Source organism: Cryobacterium sp. W22_MBD10_FK3 (assembly GCF_052113745.1).
GTDB lineage: Bacteria > Actinomycetota > Actinomycetes > Actinomycetales > Microbacteriaceae > Cryobacterium.
On the sequence record NZ_JBGQOH010000026.1, the window covers coordinates 1 to 17,759 of the forward strand.

The window sequence follows — 17,759 nt, forward strand, 5'->3', positions numbered from 1 at the left end:
AGTAGGACACCGCCGGACTTAACTTAGCAACACCAGAAAAGCCACCCCACGGGGTGGCTTTTCTGCGTTTAACCCCCCGGTGCCCTCGACGGGTCAACCCATGCGGCCCGGCATCTCCACGAGTACCTGCCCGGGGTCGATCGTGATCGGCGGCCGCAGCCAATACACACCGGCGTTCTCAAAGACCTGCCAGCGTTGGTTGTGCAGCAGCAGGTGGTGCGCGGAGCACAGCAGAATCCCCTGGTTGATATCGGTGCGGCCGTCATCCCGCGACCAATGGTTGATGTGGTGCACCTCGGTGAACGCGGGCGGCCGGTCACAGCCCGGCCACATGCACCCACCGTCCCGGGCCGCCAATGCCCGGCGTTGAGCCCGGCTGAACACCCGGTCCTCCCTTCCCATGTTCAGCGGCCGGCCCAGATCATCCAACCTGAGATCCACCGACCCGGAATCACAGATCAACCGCTCGATCGTCTCGGCCGACACCGGCGCACTGTTGCCCTCGAGGTAACCGTGGCCGCCTTGCCCAGGCCCGCAGATCACAATCTCCTCAGCGACCCGAAGAAACTGCAGCGGCCGGTCGAGTGCAGTCACCTCGGAGCGGGGAGGCGCGGTCGCCTCACCAAGTCCGGTGTTTGCGTCGGTAATGGGACGAGTGGAACCGGCCGGGGCGGCGGGTCCGGCCGGCCGTTGGGTGGGGTTGGCGGTAGTGATGATCTGCACCGCCGGGCGGCGGCCGCCGAGCATCTCATTGGGATTGATCGTGGTGCCGGCCTTGAGCAGATCGAAAAAGCCGTCGCAGGTGATTTGAGTGGTCGTGCGCGGGTCGTTCTGCACCCGGCGGGCCCACGCGGCGCGCCTTGTGTCGACGAAGCGCACGCCGCCACGACGGGGGCTGGTGAAGCTGTCGAAGGTGGACTTGATGAACTCACCCTGTTCCGGCGGAAACAGACCGTCCACCCGCACCTGCCCGGTATCCAGGGTCCAGATCCGCAGGTAGCGGTCATCCCACGCCTTCTGTTCGCGCTTGCGAATGCCGTCGGCATCGAGGGAGTCGCGCGTTTGCCGGGCTCGTTTGAGCAGCCGGTCGGCGTTGAGCGTGCGGGCTTCATTGAGCAGGCCGGCCAGGGCGTCGGCGAGCACGGGACCAGTGACCACAGCGTCGATATCGCCCAGGCCGGTGCGGAGGGCGTGGGCGGCATCGATGGACAGGGTGCCGTTGGACACGGCGTGCGAGATCGGCGCGTGCCAGGGCGCCGGCACGGGTGGGAGTGGGGGAGCGACCGGCTCGGGCGCACCGTTCGGGTAAGACTGCTGGTCGAGGAGTCGGCGGGCGGCCTCGGCTTCGGGGGCAGCGTCAGCAGCGGCTTGAGCGGTGGCGGCGGATTCTTCGGCTTCGCCGAGCATCTGACCGACCCCGACGAGCTTGCGCGATTCCACCCGGGTGGTCCCGGTCAAATCCTGGATGAGGTCTTCGGGGGAGAGGAAGCCCTGTTTCTTCGCCAAGCCCTCCTGGCCAAGCTCCCACCGGGAACGGTGGGCGAGAGTCTTCGCCATCCACGCTTTCCGGGTATCAAGCTCGTGCTGCGCCCGGGCGATGGTCTTCTGCCCGGCCAGCGCCTCAGCATCCGAGAGCGCGTCATACGCGGCACTGGTGGTGCCGAGCCGGGCGACCGCGTCGGCGGCCCCCAGCAGCGCATCGGCTCGACCCACGCCGTCCGCAGCGCCGCCCGCAGCAGCACGCACGGCACCGGCCGGGTTGTCCCCGAGGGTGAACGTGTCTGCGATATCCGGCTGGTTCGTCATGCCACGAATATAGCCCGATGTCGAACGTTTGTGTGAGCGAATGTCAGCTTGTGGATAACTCTCAGATCTCGCAGGAGTTATGCGCAACGCGCGGCTTGTTCCGCGGCTGGGCGCCGGCCAGGTTCGAGCTCGTGGCGGGCATATTCGCGATTGCGATGAACGTTGGCCACGTCGAGCCCGAGGTAGTCCGCGGTGCCGAGGGCAGAGGGCACGGGCCTGGCACCACCTCGGCGGCCGCGACCTCGGACCCAACCCACGTTTTGTCCTGTAGACTGAAGCAATCGAAGCTTGATGGTTCGAAACGACTTGATGGCGGGCATGAAAGTGTCTGCGCATCGCACGATGTTTCGGCGGCTATAGCAAGAGGGAAACGCCCGGTCACATTCCGAACCCGGAAGCTAAGACTCTTTGCGCCGATGGTACTGCAGGGGGGACCCTGTGGGAGAGTAGGACACCGCCGGACTTAACTTAGTCAAAATGGCCACCCATTCGGGGTGGTCATTTTGCGTTAACGTACGCTGGAGATGTAGTCCCGTACGAAAGCCCCACACACAGGAGATAAACAGTGACCCCCACCGAACGCAACGGGAACGACGCACGCGATAATGGTCGCGGCGACCAGCGAAGCGGCGGCTACCAGGGGGGTCGAGGCGGATCCGACCGGCCGCGCCAAGACGGCGCACGTCCGCCGTACCGCGGTAATGCAGGCGCCGGCAACGATCGCCCGCAGCGCGATGGCGAGCGTCCTCCGTACCGCGGCAACAGCGACCGTCCGCAGCGTGACGGCGACCGCCCCGCCTACCGTGGCAACTCTGACCGTCCGCAGGGCGGGGAGCGTGCGCCGTACCGTGGCAACAGCGACCGTCCGGCGTACAACTCCGACCGTCCGGCACGCGATGGCGACCGTCCTCCCTACCGGGGTAACTCCGACCGTCCGCAGCGTGACGGCGACCGCCCTCCGTACCGTGGCAACTCCGACCGTCCGCAGCGTGACGGCGACCGCCCTCCGTACCGTGGCAACTCCGACCGTCCGCAGGGCGGGGAGCGTGCGCCGTACCGTGGCAACTCCGACCGTCCGCAGGGCGGGGAACGTGCGCCGTACCGTGGCAATAGCGACCGTCCGGGGTACCAGGGCAACTCCGATCGCCCGCAGCGCGATGGTGAGCGTCCTCCGTACCGTGGCAATTCCGATCGTCCGGCCTACAACTCCGATCGCCCTGCGTACAAGGGCAACTCTGACCGCCCGCAGCGCGATGGCGAGCGTCCTCCCTACCGCGGCAACTCCGACCGCCCCGCGTACAACTCGGACCGCCCGGCCTACAAGGGCAACAGTGACCGTCCGCAGCGCGACGGTGAGCGTCCCCCCTACCGTGGCAACTCCGACCGTCCCGCGTACAAGGGCAACAGCGACCGTCCGCAGCGCGATGGCGACCGTCCCGCGTACAAGGGCAACAGCGACCGTCCCCAGCGCGATGGCGACCGCCCCGCGTACAAGGGCAATAGCGACCGCCCGGCATACCAGGGCAACTCCGATCGTCCGCAGCGCGATGGCGACCGTCCCGCGTACAAGGGCAACAGCGACCGTCCGGCCTACAACTCGGACCGTCCCGCCTACAAGGGCAACAGCGACCGCCCGCAGCGCGACACCGAGAACAAGCCGTGGCTGAAGGACAGCGCCCGCGGCGGCTCGCCGACCCGCGCCGGAGCCCCGCGTGACGCAGGCAAGAAGCTGTGGACCCGCGACGGTGCCCCCGCCCGCAATGACCGTGATGCCCGCGTCGTCGAAGAGGAGATGACCGAAGAGCAGCGCATGCAGCGCGAGCTGCGTTCGGTGCGCCCGCGTCACGACGACCCCGAGCTGCCCGACGACATCACGTCGGAAGACCTCGACCGGATCGCCCGCAACGAGCTGAAGACCCTCACCAAGGACAACGCCGAAGCCGTTGGCCGGCACCTGGCCATGGCCGCCCGCGTCATCGACGAGGACCCGGAACTGGCCCACCGCCACGTGATGAGCGCCGCGCGTCGCGCCGGCCGCATCGCCGTGGTGCGCGAGAGCCTGGCCATCACCGCCTACGCCACCGGCGACTTCGCCCTGGCGCTGCGGGAGCTCCGCACCTACCGCCGTATCTCGGGCTCCAACGCCCAGCTGCCGCTGATGGTGGACAGCGAACGTGGTGTCGGCCGCCCTGACCGCGCCCTCGAGCTGGGTCGTTCGGTTGACCGCTCCACCCTGCCCGCTGGCGTGCAGGTGGCCCTGGCCATCGCGATGTCCGGTGCTCGTCTCGACCTGGGGGAGACCGAGGCCGCGCTGAGCGAGCTCGAGATCGCCCAGCTCGACCCGAAGACCGCCTTCTCCTACAGCTCCGAGCTCTTCGCCGCCTATGCCGAGGTTCTCGAAGAACTCGGCCGCACCGACGAGGCCGACGTGTGGAACGAACGCGCCTCCCGCGCCGACGCTGCCCTGAACGGCGATGTTGACGAGACCATCGAGATCGTCGAACTCGACGACGAAGAATTCGATGAAGACGACGACGACACCGACGACGAGACCGACGAGGTCAACACCGGCGAAGACGACGCCGACGCGCCCGACGAGCTCGAGACCGCCGACGACACCATCACCATCACCGAGACCGAGGACGCCGCTTCAGCCGATGACGAATCCACCGACAACGCCGAGGGCGTGGACGAAGATCCTGAAACGACGCCCGTTGACTGAGCCGGCCACACCGCTGGCCGGCATCGACGTGGTCCTAGCTGACCTCGACGGCGTCGTGTACGCCGGCCCGCACGCCATCCCGTACGCGATCGACGGCCTCAACAAGGCCGCCGAGAGCATCCGCGTGGGCTACATCACCAACAACGCCTCCCGCACGGATGCGTCCGTGGCCGGCCACCTGACCGACCTCGGCCTCACCGTGGCGCCGTCCGACGTCGTCACCTCGCCCCAGGCAGCCATGCGGCTGCTCGTGGACCAGGTGCCGGCCGGGTCGCGGATCATGGTGGTGGGCGGCGACGGTCTCGTCGACGAACTGCAGAAGCACGGCTTCGAGGTCACCCGGTCCGCCGACGACAACCCCGCCGCCGTGGTGCAGGGTTTCGCGCCCGACGTGGGTTGGACCCAACTGGCCGAGGCCTGCTTCGCGCTGAACGCCGGCGTCACCCCCGACGGCGACTACGCGGGCATCCCGTGGATCGCCACGAATACCGACTGGACGATTCCGCAGGCCCGCGGCATCGCGCCGGGCAACGGCACCCTGGTGTCAGCGGTGCACACCGCCGTCGGCCGTCTGCCCCTGGTGGCAGGCAAGCCGGAGACGCCGATCTTCTTCGAGGCGCTCAAGCGTTTCGACGCCAAGGCGCCGCTGTTCATCGGCGACCGGCTCGATACCGACATCCTCGGCGCCAACCGCGCCGGCATGCCGTCGGTGCTCGTGCTCACCGGCATCGACAAGGCCAAGCAGGCCCTGGCGGCCGGCCCGGCGGAACGTCCCACGTTCATCCTGGAAGACCTGCGCCAGCTGCACGAGCCCTACCCGGTGACGGTGTTCTCCAAGGACAAGTCCCAGGCCACAGTGGAGGGCGCGAGCGTGCGCATCCACGGTGCCGACGTTGAGATCGTGGCCGTCGGTGACGACGGAATCAACCTGTTGCGCGCCGCCTGCGCGGTGATCTGGGCATCCGGACGACCGATCTACGGCCTCAACGTTCCGGAGAGTCTGTATCTCGGACGGTAGCCTAGGAGGCGTGAGTGCAGACGGAGTAGAGGCGGCCGGGCCGCCCGGTGGGCCGATCCCGGGTCGCCCGGGGCCGCGCCCGACGCCGTCTGCCCCTGCGCCCGCTCCCACCGAAGACACGCCAGCACCGCCCGTGCTCGACGGTGACCTGGACGCCCGCCTCGCGGCCGTCGAGGCGTTGCCGCTCGAAGACCGGGCGGCGGCGTATGTGAAGCTGCACGACAGTCTGCGCGACCACCTCGAAGGTGGCGACGTGCCCCGATCGAAGGCCGAATGAGTACCACGAGCACGGCACAGCCCGACCCCGAGCAGGGGAACCAGCCCGAGGACGCACCCCAGCCCCAACGTGCGGCGCCACAGCCCACCAGCGTGCCGATCAGCACGCCGCCGGCACCAGTCGCTGAACCCGTGCTCTCACCGACGGGGGAGCAGCGCCTGGACTCCGCCCTGTTCGACCGCGGCCTGGTGCGCTCGCGCACCGTGGCCGCCCGGCTCATCGCCGAGGGCCTGGTCACCGTGGACGGCACCGCAGTGGTCAAGGCATCCGCCAAGGTTCGGCCCAACCAGGTCATCGCCGTGGCACCCACCGACCACTACGTGAGCCGCGGCGCGCACAAGCTCGTAGCCGCTCTCGACGCCTTCGACCTGCCCATCACCGGGCGCACCGCGATGGATGCCGGCGCGTCCACCGGCGGCTTCAGCCAGGTGCTGCTCGAACGCGGCGTGGGCCGCATCATCGCCGTCGACGTGGGCCACGGCCAGCTGTCGCCGACGATCAAGGCCGACCCGCGGGTGGTGCTCGTGGAGGGCTTCAACCTGCGCTACGCCACCGCCGAGACCATCGCGGGCGCCTCCGGCGTCACCGACCGGCCCGACCTCGTGGTGGGCGACCTCTCGTTCATCTCCCTCACCACGGTGCTGCCGGCGCTCGTCGCCACCGCCGCCGAGGGCGCCGACTTCGTGCTGCTGATCAAGCCGCAGTTCGAGGTGGGTCGCGGCGGAATTCGGGAGGGTGTCGTGCACAACGCCGGCCTCCGCGCCGACGCCGTGTCCGGCGTGCTCTGGTCGGCGTGGGACCTGGGCCTGGGCGTGAACGGCCTGATCGCCTCGCCGATCGCCGGCGCCGCGGGCAACCACGAATATCTCGTGTGGCTGCGACGTGGAACCGGCACCAATCCGACAGAATGGATCGATCGGATAACCATCCTGGTGGGAGCGTGACGAGCGTGACGAGCATGACCGCAACACCCAGGCACATCCTCGTCGTCGCCCACACCGGCCGCCAGGATTCCCTGGAGGCCGCGGCCACGGTGTGCGAGCAACTCATCGCCGCCGGCGCCGTTCCGGTGCTCGCCGCCGACGAACGCGCCGACCTGCTGGCCTCCTGCCCACAGCTGAACGGCAGCACCGCCGTGCTCGGCGAGACCGTGCACGCCACCGACCTCGAGCTGGTCATCGTGCTCGGTGGCGACGGCACCATTCTGCGCGCCGCCGAGATCGTGCGCGGCTGCTCCGCCCCGCTGCTGGGCATCAATCTGGGCCACGTCGGCTTCCTGGCCGAAAGCGAACGCGACGACCTCGGCGAGGCCGTGCGCCGCGCCCTGCTGCGCGACTACCTCGTGGAGGAGCGCATGACGCTCTCGGTGCGGGTGAAGGTGGACCACGAGGTGGTCTACGAAACCTGGGCGCTCAACGAGGCCACGGTCGAAAAGGCCAGCCGGCAGCGCATGATCGAGGTCATCATCGAGGTCGACGGCCGCCCGCTCTCCGCCTTCGGCTGCGACGGCGTGGTGCTGTCCACCCCCACCGGGTCCACCGCATACTCGTTCTCCGCCGGCGGCCCCATCGTCTGGCCGAGCCTGGATGCCCTGCTGCTCGTGCCGCTGAGCGCCCACGCCCTGTTCGCCCGGCCCCTCGTGGTGGGGCCGGATTCCTCGCTTGCCGTCGAGATCCTCGCCCGCACCGACAGTTCGGCGGTGCTCTGCGCCGACGGCCGCCGGGTCTACGACCTGCCGCCGGGCGCCCGCGTGATCGTGCGCCGCTCGCCGGTTCCGGTGCGCCTGGCCCGGCTGCACAGCGGCCCGTTCACCGACCGGCTGGTGAACAAGTTCAACCTGCCCATCTCGGGCTGGCGGGGCCCGGTCGGACGTGAGTGAGGTGGCCGCATGATCGAAGAACTCGTCATCCGCGACCTCGGCGTGATCAAGGAGGCCACCCTCCCGCTCGGCCCCGGCTTCACCGCGATCACCGGTGAGACCGGCGCGGGCAAGACCATGGTCGTCACCGCACTGGGCCTGCTGCTGGGCGAACGAGCGGACCCCGGCACCGTGCGGGCCGGAGCGCCACAGAGCTGGGTGGAGGGCCGCTGGCTGATCGCCGCCGACGGGCCCGTGGCCCAGCGGGTGCGCGACGCCGGGGGAGACCTGGACGGCCCCGAACTGCTGCTCAGCCGCTCCGTCTCGGCCGAGGGCCGCAGCCGCGCCGTCGTCGGCGGCCGCAGTGCCCCCGCCGGGGTGCTTGGTGACCTCGGCGGCGACCTCGTCGTCGTGCACGGCCAGTCCGACCAGGTGCGCCTGCGCTCCACCGCCGCCCAGCGCGGGGCCCTGGACCGCTTCGCCGGCCCCGACCTCACCGAGGCCCTCACCGCCTTCCAACACGTGTACCACCGCTGGCACGCCAACCAGGCCGAACTCGACCTGCTCATCGCCGAGCAGGACCGTCGGGCCCGGGAGGCCGAAGACCTGCGCCTGCGCATCGCCGAGATCGAACTCGCCGCCCCGCAACGCGGCGAGGACGACGAACTCACCGGCCGCGCCGAACGGCTCGGCAACCTCGAAGAACTCCGGCTCGCCGCCGCGCAGTCGCGGGAGCTGCTGTCGGCCGAGGAAGCCACCGACGACACCCCCGATGTCGTGGCCCTGCTGGATGCCGCCCGCCGCCAGCTGGAACGCGCCGCTGAGCACGACCCGGTGCTGCCGCCGCTGGCCGAGGCCCTGGCCAACGCCGGTTTCGTCGTCGCCGACATCGCCGCTCAACTGTCCAGCTACCTCGCCGGCCTCGACGCTGACGGCGCCAGGGAGCTCGAGGTCGTTCAGGAGCGGCGCGCCGAGCTGAGCGCGCTGTCGCGCAAATTCGTCGGCGGCCTCGACGAGGCCATCGACTTTCTCGACACCGGCAGCAGCCGGCTGCTCGAGCTCGACAGCGACTCCGACCGGATCGACGCCCTGCGCGCCGACACCGTCGCCGACCGCGACCTCGTGCAGCGGCTCGCCGAGTCGCTCAGCGGCATCCGCACCATTGCGGCCGCAGCGCTCGGCGCCGCCGTCACCACCGAACTGGCCGCGCTGGCCATGCCCGATGCCCGCCTCGTGGTGGAGCTCGAACGGCTCGAGGAGGTCTCGGTGACCGGCCTCGACCTCGTGCGGATCATGCTGCAACCGCACGCGGGTGCCGAGCCAAGGGCCCTGGCACGCGGCGCCTCCGGCGGCGAGTTGTCGCGGGTGATGCTCGCCATCGAGGTGGTCATCAACGCCACCGATCCCGTGCCCACCTTCGTCTTCGACGAGGTCGACGCCGGCGTGGGTGGTGCGGCCGCGATCGAGATCGGCCGGCGACTCGCCCGGCTCGCCGAAACGGCGCAGGTGATCGTGGTCACCCACCTGGCCCAGGTGGCGGCCTTCGCCGGCAACCACCTCAGCGTGGTGAAGGGCAGCGACGGCTCCGTCACGGCCAGCAGCGTGCGCCAGCTCACCGGCGACGACAGGGCCGCCGAGATGGCCCGGCTGCTCTCCGGCCTGCCCGACTCCGCCAGCGGCCTCGAGCACGCTCGCGAGCTCATCGAACTTGCCCAGACAACCAGCTCCAACGGAGAGGCCCCAGCTAGGTGATAGGATCGAAGCCCGTGGTGAACATTACAAACGCGGACAACAATGACGGCATTACCAAGCACATTTTTGTGACCGGTGGTGTCGTTTCTTCATTGGGTAAAGGCCTGACGGCGGCAAGCCTCGGCAACCTCCTGACAGCACGCGGCCTGCGCGTCGTGATGCAGAAGCTGGACCCCTACCTCAACGTCGACCCTGGCACGATGAACCCGTTCCAGCACGGCGAAGTCTTCGTCACCGACGACGGCTCCGAGACCGACCTCGACATCGGTCACTACGAGCGCTTCCTCGACATCAACCTCACCCAGGCGGCGAACGTCACCACCGGTCAGGTCTACTCGCAGGTCATCGCCCGCGAACGCCGCGGCGAGTACCTCGGCGACACTGTGCAGGTCATCCCGCACATCACCGACGAGATCAAGCGCCGCATGCGCCTGCAGGCCAGCGACGAGCCGCGCCCCGACGTGATCATCACCGAGGTCGGCGGCACCGTCGGCGACATCGAGTCGCAGCCGTTCATCGAAGCCGCCCGCCAGGTGCGCCACGAACTCGGCCGCAAGAACGTCTTCTTCGTGCACGTGTCGCTGGTGCCGTTCATGAACGCATCCGGTGAGCAGAAGACCAAGCCCACCCAGCACTCCGTCGCAGCGCTCCGCTCCCTCGGCATCCAGCCGGATGCGCTCGTGCTGCGTAGCGACCGGCCCGTCTCCGAGTCGAACAAGCGCAAGATCGCGCTCATGTGCGACGTAGACGAAGACGCCGTCGTGAACTGCAAAGACGTGCCCAGCATCTACGAGATCCCCGCCGTGCTGCACGACCAGGGCCTCGACAAGTACATCACCGACGCCCTCGGCCTGGCCGTGCAAGACGTGGACTGGACCGCCTGGAAGCGAGTGCTCGACGCCGTGCGCGAGCCCAAGCACGAGGTCACCATCGGCCTGGTCGGCAAGTACATCGACCTGCCCGACGCCTACCTCTCGGTGACCGAAGCGCTGCGCGCCGGCGGTTTCGCCCAGCAGACCAAGGTCAAGATCGAGTGGATCGCCTCCGACACCTGCGAGACCCCGGAGGGTGCCGCAGCGATGCTCGGCGAGCTCGACGGCATCTGCGTTCCCGGCGGCTTCGGCGTGCGCGGCATCGAGGGCAAGCTCGGCGCGCTCAAGTTCGCCCGCGAGAACGCGATTCCCGTGCTGGGCCTGTGCCTCGGCCTGCAGTGCATGGTCATCGAGTACGCCCGCAACAAGGCGGGCCTTGCGGGCGCGTCGTCGAGCGAGTTCGACCCGGAGACCGAGTTCCCCGTGATCGCGACCATGGAAGAGCAGGTGGAGATCATCGCCGGCGGCGACCTGGGCGGCACCATGCGCCTCGGCCTGTACCCGGCGGACCTCGCCGAAGGCTCCATCGTGGAGGAGCTCTACGGGGCCCCGGTCGCCTCCGAGCGTCACCGCCACCGCTACGAGGTGAACAACAGCTACCGCGCCCAGATCGCCGACGCCGGCCTGTGGTTCTCCGGCACCTCGCCCGACGGCCACCTGGTGGAGTACGTGGAGCTGCCCCGCGCCGAGCACCCGTTCTACGTGGGCACCCAGGCCCACCCCGAACTGCGCTCACGCCCGAGCAACGCGCACCCGCTGTTCCGCGGCCTGATCGGCGCGGCCCTGGATCGCCAGCAGGCCAGCCGTCTGTTCGAGGTCAAGGAAGATGTCTGAGCCCGTTCTCGCCGACCAGGTGCCGGTGAATCCGTTGAGCGCCCGCGCCGACGCGGATGCGCTGCTGGCGCCGATCGAGGATGAGCCGGCGGTCACCTCGTTGAACTCCAGCGCGCTGCGCATGGAGGGGTACGTGTGGGACGTGCGCCAGGACTCGTTCGACTACAACGGTACCGAGATCATCCGCGACTACGTGGACCACCCCGGCGCCGTTGCGGTTCTCGCGATCGACGAGCAAGACCGGGTGCTGCTCATCCAGCAGTACCGGCACCCCGTGCGCATGCGCGAGTGGGAACTGCCCGCCGGCCTGCTCGACGTCGACGGTGAGCACGCCTACATCGGCGCTCAGCGCGAGCTGGCCGAGGAGACCGACGTCGTCGCGGCCGAGTGGAATGTGCTCACCGAGTTCTACACCTCCCCGGGTGGCAGCAACGAGGTCATCCGCATCTACCTGGCCCGCGGGCTCTCGCCGGCCCCCGAGGCGTTCGAGCGCACCGACGAAGAAGCCGACATGATCACCCGCTGGGTGCCCCTTGACGACTGCATCGACGCCATCCTCGCCCGCAAGGTGCAGAACCCGTCGCTGATCGTGGGCGTGCTGGCCGCCGTCGCCTCCCGCGCCCGCGGCTGGGCCAGCCTGGGCCCGGCCGACCTGCCGTGGCCGCGGCATCCGTCGAACTGGGACCACACGGTGTGACCGGCTCCGTGTTCGTCGAGGAGGCCGTGCACTCGTATCTGCGGCATGTCTCGATTGAACGCGGGCTGAGCGCCAACACCGTGGCCGCCTACCGCCGCGACCTGGTGATTTACGCCGGCTGGCTGCTGGATGCCGAGATCACCGACCTGCGCGCGGTGACCGGTGCACAGGTGAGCGGGTTCGTGCAGCACCTGGGCACCCGCGCCGAGTCGCCGCTGACCGCCTCGTCGATCGCCCGGATACTCTCCACCGTGCGCGGCTTCCACCGGTTCCTGCTCGAGGAATCCCTGGTGGAGACGGATGTCGCGCACGAGACCAAACCGCCCAAGCTCGGCCTGCGGCTGCCCAAGGCCATCTCGATCGAGCAGATCAACCGGCTGCTGGCCGCGACCGACGGCGACGAGCTGCCGCAGCTGCGCGACAAGGCACTGCTCGAGCTGCTCTACGCCACCGGGGCGCGGGTGTCGGAGGTGGTGAACCTCAACGTGGACGACATGCTCGAGGGCGATGTGGTGCGGCTCACCGGCAAGGGCAACAAACAGCGCATCGTGCCGGTGGGCAGCTTCGCCCGCGCCGCGGTGGATGCGTACCTGGTGCGCGCCCGGCCGCTGTTGTCTGGCCGGGGCAAGGCCACGCCGGCGCTGTTCCTCGGGGTGCGCGGGTACCGGGTGAGCCGGCAGAACGCGTGGTTGATCATCCGCGCCGCCGCCGAACGCGCGGAGCTGGGCATCGAGGTGTCGCCGCACACCTTGCGGCACTCGTTCGCGACCCACCTGCTCTCCGGCGGCGCCGACGTGCGCGTGGTGCAGGAGCTGCTCGGCCATTCGTCGGTGGCCACCACCCAGATCTACACTCTCGTCACCATCGACACCCTGCGCGACATGTACACCACCGCGCACCCCCGGGCTCGCTGACCGAGCGCAACTGTCCCCGCTCCGGACAAATGGTCCCGGTGCGCCGGGACCATTTGTCCGCACGGGTAACAGTTGCTGGTCGAGCGACCTAGGAGCGGGTCGCCGGGTCTCGACACGCTCGACCAACGGTGGGGACAATTCGAACGGCTACCGGGCCGCATCGGCGACAATGGGGGAGTGACCCGCACCTCCCCGCCACCGCCCGCACCGACGCCGGCCGGCCGCCTCGGCATCCGCCGCAACCTGCTGCGCCCCGAGGACTCGGAGGGCGCCGACCGGGTGACCTACGTTGAACTGTTCTTCGACCTGGTCTTCGTCTTCGCGCTCACCCAACTCTCCCGCTACCTCTACGAGAACCAGTCCTGGGAGGGCGCCCTGGAGTCGGCGATGCTGGTGCTCGCGCTCTGGTGGGCCTGGGTGTACACGACCTGGGTGACCAACTGGCTCGACCCGGCCAAGCTGCCCGTGCGCGGGGTGGTGCTCGCACTGTCGCTGGTGGGCTTCGTGGTGAGCGTCTCGATCTACGAGTCGTTCGGCGACCGTGGCATCGTCTTTGCGCTGGCCTACTCGGTGCTGCAACTGGGCCGCACGGTCTTCATGGTGCTCGCCGCGGCCCGGCACGACGCCGAACTGCGCCGCACCTTCGTGCGGATCCTGGCCTGGCTGGCCCTCTCCAGCGTGTTCTGGATCGTCGGCGCGTTGTTGCCGTTGCAGTACCGGCTGCCGATCTGGCTGATCGCCCTGGCCATCGAGTACGTCTCCGCCGGTGTGGGCTTCCGGGTGCCCGGGCTCGGCGCCTCCGGCATCGACCAGTGGAACCTCTCCGGCCCGCACATCGCCGAGCGCAGCGCTCTGTTCGTGATCATCGCCCTGGGCGAATCGCTGCTGGTCACCGGGTTCGCGTTCGTGGCGAAGGAATCGTCGGCGGAGAGCATCCTGGGCATGCTGCTGGCCTTCGCGGCGAGCGTGGCCATGTGGTGGCTGTACTTCGACCACAGCGAACGCGCCGGCGCCAAGGCGATCGCCGCCGCCTCGGAGCCCGGTCGCATCGCCCGGCTCGCGTACACCTACGTGCACGCCGTGATCATCGCCGGCATCGTGCTCACCTCGGTGGCCGACAAGGAGGTGCTCTCGCATCCGCACGCGGAGATGACCCTGTCGACGGCCGTGGTGCTGGTGGGCGGGCCGCTGCTCTACGTGGTGGGGATGCTGCTGTTCCGGCTGGTGGTGGCGCGGGAGCTGCTCGTGTCGTACCTGGTGGGCAGCGCGGTGCTGCTGGCGGCGTTCGGGGCGGCGTTTGTGCTCACCCCGTTGCAGCTGGGCGCAGTGACCACGGTGGTGCTCGTGATCGTGGCCGGCTGGGAGACCGTGGTGCGGGTGCGCCGCGGCACCGACGACAAGAAGGCCGGCTGACCGCGGCGCCTCCCCAGCCAGCGCGCCTCCCCAGCCAGCGCGCCTCCCCAGCCAGCGCGCCCGCCGCTGCCCGCCCGCCGCTGCCCGCCCGCCCCGCCCGCCCCGCCGCATCCGCCCGCAACTGTCGCCGAAGCGGACAAATGGTGCCGGCGCACCGGGTGCAAATGTCCGCACGGGCAACAGTTGGGGGCCCGAGGGGCGCGAGGCAGCGCGGTGGGCGCGCCGGGCGGAGGCGGGGCGCCCGGGCGCGGATGCCGGGCAGCTGGCGGCACACCGGCGATTCTGGCCGGGCTGGGCGTGCTGGCTCGGTAGAATCGACCAAGTGAACTGCATGACGGATCGAGGACAGCCCAGTGGCGCGTAAGACGGATAGCCGGACGCAGCTTCCCGGACTCGAGGAACTTCCCACCGGTGCAACCGGTCGGCCCCTGCAGGTGTTCGACGAGCCCGCGCCGCTGAAGAGCCACGGCCCGGCCCGCATCGTCTCGCTGTGCAACCAGAAGGGCGGCGTCGGCAAGACGACGACCACCATCAACCTCGGCGCCGCCCTGGCCGGCTACGGCCGCCGTGTGCTCGCCATCGACTTCGACCCGCAGGGCGCCCTGTCGGCCGGCCTGGGCGTGCCCACGCACGATGTCACCACCATCTACGACCTGCTCCTGAGCGGCTCCAAAGACCCGCACGAGGCCATTCAGCAGACCTCGGTGGAGGGCCTGGACATCATTCCGGCCAACATCGACCTCTCCGCCGCGGAGGTGCACCTCGTGAACGAGGTCGCCCGCGAGCAGATCCTCGCCCGGGTGCTGCGCAAGGTCTCCAACGACTACGACGTGATCCTCATCGACTGCCAGCCCTCGCTGGGCATCCTCACCGTCAACGCTCTCACCGCCAGCCACGGCGTGCTCATCCCGCTGGAGTGCGAATTCTTCGCCCTGCGCGGCGTGGCCCTGCTGATCGAAACCATCGACAAGGTGCGCGACCGGCTCAACCCGGCCATCGAACTCGACGGCATCCTGGCCACCATGTACGACTCGCGCACCCTGCACTCCCGTGAGGTGCTCGAGCGGGTCGTCGACGCGTTCGGCGACCGGGTGCTCGACACCGTCATCGGCCGTACCGTGAAGTTCCCGGACGCCAGCGTCGCCGGCATTCCGATCACCGAGTTCGCGCCGGAACACGCCGCCGCCAAGGCCTACAAGCAGGCGGCGCGGGAACTGATCCAGCGTGGCGCGGTCGCCTAAGCGGCTTTCGGCCGCTCCGGCCACCGCCGCGGCGACCACCGCCACGGCCGGCACCCGCACGACCGGTACCGGCGCGCTCGAGGATGCCGGCAGCCCGGCACCCGGCTTCTCCGTGGCCCTGCAGAACTTCGAGGGCCCGTTCGACCTGCTGCTGTCGCTGATCGGCAAGCACGAACTCGACATCACCGAGATCTCGCTGAGCCGGGTCACCGACGAGTTCATCTCCTACCTGCGCGGGCTGGATGCCGCGGAGGAACTCGACCAGGCCACCGAGTTCCTGGTGGTGGCGGCGACGCTGCTCGACCTCAAGCTGGTGGGCCTGCTGCCGCAGGGCGAGCTGGTGGATGCCGAGGATGTGGCGCTGCTCGAAGCCCGCGACCTGCTCTTTGCCCGGCTGCTGCAGTACCGGGCGTTCAAGACCGCGTCGGCCTGGTTTCTCGAGCACCTGGAGCACGAGGCGACGCGGCACGTGCGCTCGGTGCGGCTCGAGGAGAAGTACCGTGCGGCGTCACCCGAGTTGGTCTGGACGCTGTCGCTGGGCGACTTCGGGGCGCTGGCCGCGCTGGCGTTGACGCCGCGGGAGCTGCCGACCGTGGGGCTGGAACATTTGCACGCGCCGCTGGTGAGCATCCGGGAGCAGGCCGCGATCGTGGTGGCGATGCTGCGGGCGAATCAGAACCTCACGTTTCGGGAGCTGATCGTGGACTGCGCCGCGAAGGGGCTCGTGATCGCCCGTTTTCTGGCCGTGCTGGAGCTGTACCGGCACGGCGCGCTCACCTTCGACCAACTGGAACCGTTGGGGGAGCTCAGTCTGCACTGGGACGCCGAGGGCTGGTCGGACGACAATCTTGCGAACCTCGGAGGCGACTATGACGCTTGATGCCAAGACGACCGCGGTGGATGCGGACAGCCACGAGGTCTCGACAGGCTCGACCAGCGGCGGGGGAGCGCCTTCGGCTGCTGCTCACGAGGGCCAGACGATTGAGCGGCGGCTCGAGGCGATTCTGATGGTGGCGGATGAGCCGCAGAGCCTGGTGCACCTGGCCACCGCGGTCGCGCATCCGCTGGTGGACGTACGGGAGGCCATCCTGCGGCTCGTCGCCGACTTCGACGGCGTGCACGGCACCGTGCGGCGCGGCTTCGAGCTGCGCGAGGTGGCCGGCGGCTGGCGCATCTACGTGCGCCCGGAATACGACCCCGTCGTGGCCGACTTCGTGCTCACCGAGAACCCCAGCCGGCTCTCCCAGGCCGCCCTGGAGACCCTCGCCGTGATCGCCTACAAGCAACCAATCAGCCGCGGCGCGGTAGCCTCGATCAGGGCCGTTAACGTCGACTCGGTGGTGCGCACCCTTCTGGGGCGCGGATTGATCACCGAAGCCTTCACCGATAGCGAGACCGGCGCGATCAATTACGCCACCACCGACCTGCTGCTTGTGCAGCTGGGAATCAACTCGCTCGACGAGTTGCCACTAATTTCGCCGTTGCTCGCCGACGGTGCGAACGGATTCGAGGATCTACCATGACTGACCACAACGATGGCTACATCGACACCAGCAGCTCCAACCCTGACTTCGCCACCAACCCCGAGGCCGCCGTCGACGGCATCCGCCTGCAGAAAGTGCTCTCCGCCGCGGGCGTCGCCTCCCGCCGGGTGAGCGAAGAGATGATCAGCTCCGGCCGGGTGCGGGTGAACGGCAAGGTCGTCACCGAGCTCGGCCGCCGCGTGCACCCCGACACCGACAAGATCGCCGTGGACAACATCGCCGTGCAGCTGGACACCAGCCGCCGCTACGTGATGCTGAACAAGCCCGTCGGCGTGGTCTCCTCCATGCAAGACGAGAGCGGCCGCCCCGACCTCCGCCAGTTCACCGACGGCTACGAGGAACGCCTGTTCAACGTGGGCCGCCTCGACGCCCAGACCAGCGGGCTGCTGATCCTCACCAACGACGGTGACCTCGCCCACGTGCTCGCGCACCCCTCCTTCGGTGTGGCCAAGACCTACATCGCCAAGGTCGAGGGCCGCGTCTCGGCGCAGACCATCGGCAAGCTGCAGAGCGGCATCGAACTGGACGACGGCCCCATCGCCGCCGACAAGGCCCGCATCCTCACCAGCCCTCCCGGCGACGGCTTCACGCTGGTGGAGCTCACCCTGCACTCCGGTCGCAACCGCATCGTGCGCCGGATGCTCGACGCCGTCGGCCACCCCGTCGTGGACCTGGTGCGCCGCCAGTTCGGGCCGCTGCAGCTGGGCACCCTCCGTGCCGGCGCCGTGCGCGACCTCACTAAGGTGGAACTCGGTCAGCTGCTCACGGTGTCGCGCGCCGAGGTCGACAAGTAGGCAGCCGCAGCATCCGT

The 17,759-nt window shown here is 69.4% G+C and carries 15 protein-coding genes and 1 rRNA gene; 15 read left to right on the forward strand and 1 reads right to left on the reverse strand.

The features are described from left to right. Positions 1 to 93: 93 nt before the first annotated feature. Positions 94 to 1,806 carry a DUF222 domain-containing protein gene (locus tag ACEN2M_RS16970; RefSeq protein WP_441649320.1) on the reverse strand — a complete coding sequence of 571 codons (1,713 nt, stop codon included), beginning with the start codon at positions 1,804 to 1,806 and terminating at the stop codon, positions 94 to 96. A gap of 346 nt (positions 1,807 to 2,152) precedes the next feature. Between ACEN2M_RS16970 and rrf the strand changes: the two genes are divergently transcribed. The 15 genes from rrf (at position 2,153) to ACEN2M_RS17045 (ending at position 17,742) form a co-directional block, all read left to right on the forward strand. Continuing rightward, positions 2,153 to 2,269, forward strand: a 5S ribosomal RNA gene (rrf, locus tag ACEN2M_RS16975). 102 nt (positions 2,270 to 2,371) lie between these two features. Next, positions 2,372 to 4,528 carry a primosomal protein gene (locus ACEN2M_RS16980; protein WP_441649321.1) on the forward strand — a complete coding sequence of 719 codons (2,157 nt, stop codon included), beginning with the start codon at positions 2,372 to 2,374 and terminating at the stop codon, positions 4,526 to 4,528. After that, positions 4,464 to 5,546 (forward strand): HAD-IIA family hydrolase, encoded by a 1,083-nt coding sequence (locus tag ACEN2M_RS16985; protein WP_441649322.1) that lies wholly within the window; start codon positions 4,464 to 4,466, stop codon positions 5,544 to 5,546. Before ACEN2M_RS16980 ends, ACEN2M_RS16985 begins: the two co-directional genes overlap by 65 nt. A 10-nt stretch (positions 5,547 to 5,556) precedes the next feature. Then, entirely contained in the window at positions 5,557 to 5,823 is a 267-nt protein-coding gene (locus tag ACEN2M_RS16990; protein ID WP_441649323.1) for a hypothetical protein, read from the forward strand. Then, positions 5,820 to 6,767, forward strand: a complete 948-nt coding sequence (locus ACEN2M_RS16995; protein ID WP_441649324.1) for a TlyA family RNA methyltransferase — start codon at positions 5,820 to 5,822, stop codon at positions 6,765 to 6,767. Before ACEN2M_RS16990 ends, ACEN2M_RS16995 begins: the two co-directional genes overlap by 4 nt. A gap of 14 nt (positions 6,768 to 6,781) precedes the next feature. Then, a complete protein-coding gene (locus ACEN2M_RS17000) occupies positions 6,782 to 7,702 on the forward strand; it encodes an NAD kinase (RefSeq protein WP_441649325.1) in 921 nt (306 codons plus the stop codon). A gap of 9 nt (positions 7,703 to 7,711) precedes the next feature. Further along, a complete protein-coding gene (gene recN / locus ACEN2M_RS17005; RefSeq protein WP_441649326.1) occupies positions 7,712 to 9,433 on the forward strand; it encodes a DNA repair protein RecN in 1,722 nt (573 codons plus the stop codon). Positions 9,434 to 9,450: 17 nt separating this feature from the next. Next, a complete protein-coding gene (locus ACEN2M_RS17010) occupies positions 9,451 to 11,139 on the forward strand; it encodes a CTP synthase (RefSeq protein WP_441649350.1) in 1,689 nt (562 codons plus the stop codon). A 121-nt stretch (positions 11,140 to 11,260) separates the two neighbouring features. Then, entirely contained in the window at positions 11,261 to 11,836 is a 576-nt protein-coding gene (locus ACEN2M_RS17015) for an NUDIX domain-containing protein (RefSeq protein ID WP_441649351.1), read from the forward strand. An 8-nt stretch (positions 11,837 to 11,844) separates the two neighbouring features. After that, positions 11,845 to 12,750, forward strand: a complete 906-nt coding sequence (gene xerD, locus ACEN2M_RS17020) for a site-specific tyrosine recombinase XerD (RefSeq protein WP_441649352.1) — start codon at positions 11,845 to 11,847, stop codon at positions 12,748 to 12,750. Positions 12,751 to 12,927: 177 nt separating this feature from the next. After that, complete coding sequence (locus tag ACEN2M_RS17025; RefSeq protein WP_441649327.1) at positions 12,928 to 14,163, forward strand: low temperature requirement protein A; 1,236 nt, start codon at positions 12,928 to 12,930, stop codon at positions 14,161 to 14,163. A 353-nt stretch (positions 14,164 to 14,516) separates the two neighbouring features. After that, entirely contained in the window at positions 14,517 to 15,404 is an 888-nt protein-coding gene (locus tag ACEN2M_RS17030; protein WP_441649328.1) for a ParA family protein, read from the forward strand. 112 nt (positions 15,405 to 15,516) lie between these two features. Continuing rightward, a complete protein-coding gene (locus ACEN2M_RS17035; RefSeq protein WP_441649353.1) occupies positions 15,517 to 16,284 on the forward strand; it encodes a segregation and condensation protein A in 768 nt (255 codons plus the stop codon). Next, a complete protein-coding gene (scpB, locus tag ACEN2M_RS17040) occupies positions 16,274 to 16,927 on the forward strand; it encodes an SMC-Scp complex subunit ScpB (protein WP_441649329.1) in 654 nt (217 codons plus the stop codon). The genes ACEN2M_RS17035 and scpB overlap by 11 nt, the downstream gene beginning before the upstream one ends. Beyond that, positions 16,924 to 17,742, forward strand: coding sequence for a pseudouridine synthase (locus ACEN2M_RS17045; protein WP_441649330.1), 819 nt, complete (start codon positions 16,924 to 16,926; stop codon positions 17,740 to 17,742). Before scpB ends, ACEN2M_RS17045 begins: the two co-directional genes overlap by 4 nt. Positions 17,743 to 17,759 lie beyond the last annotated feature (17 nt).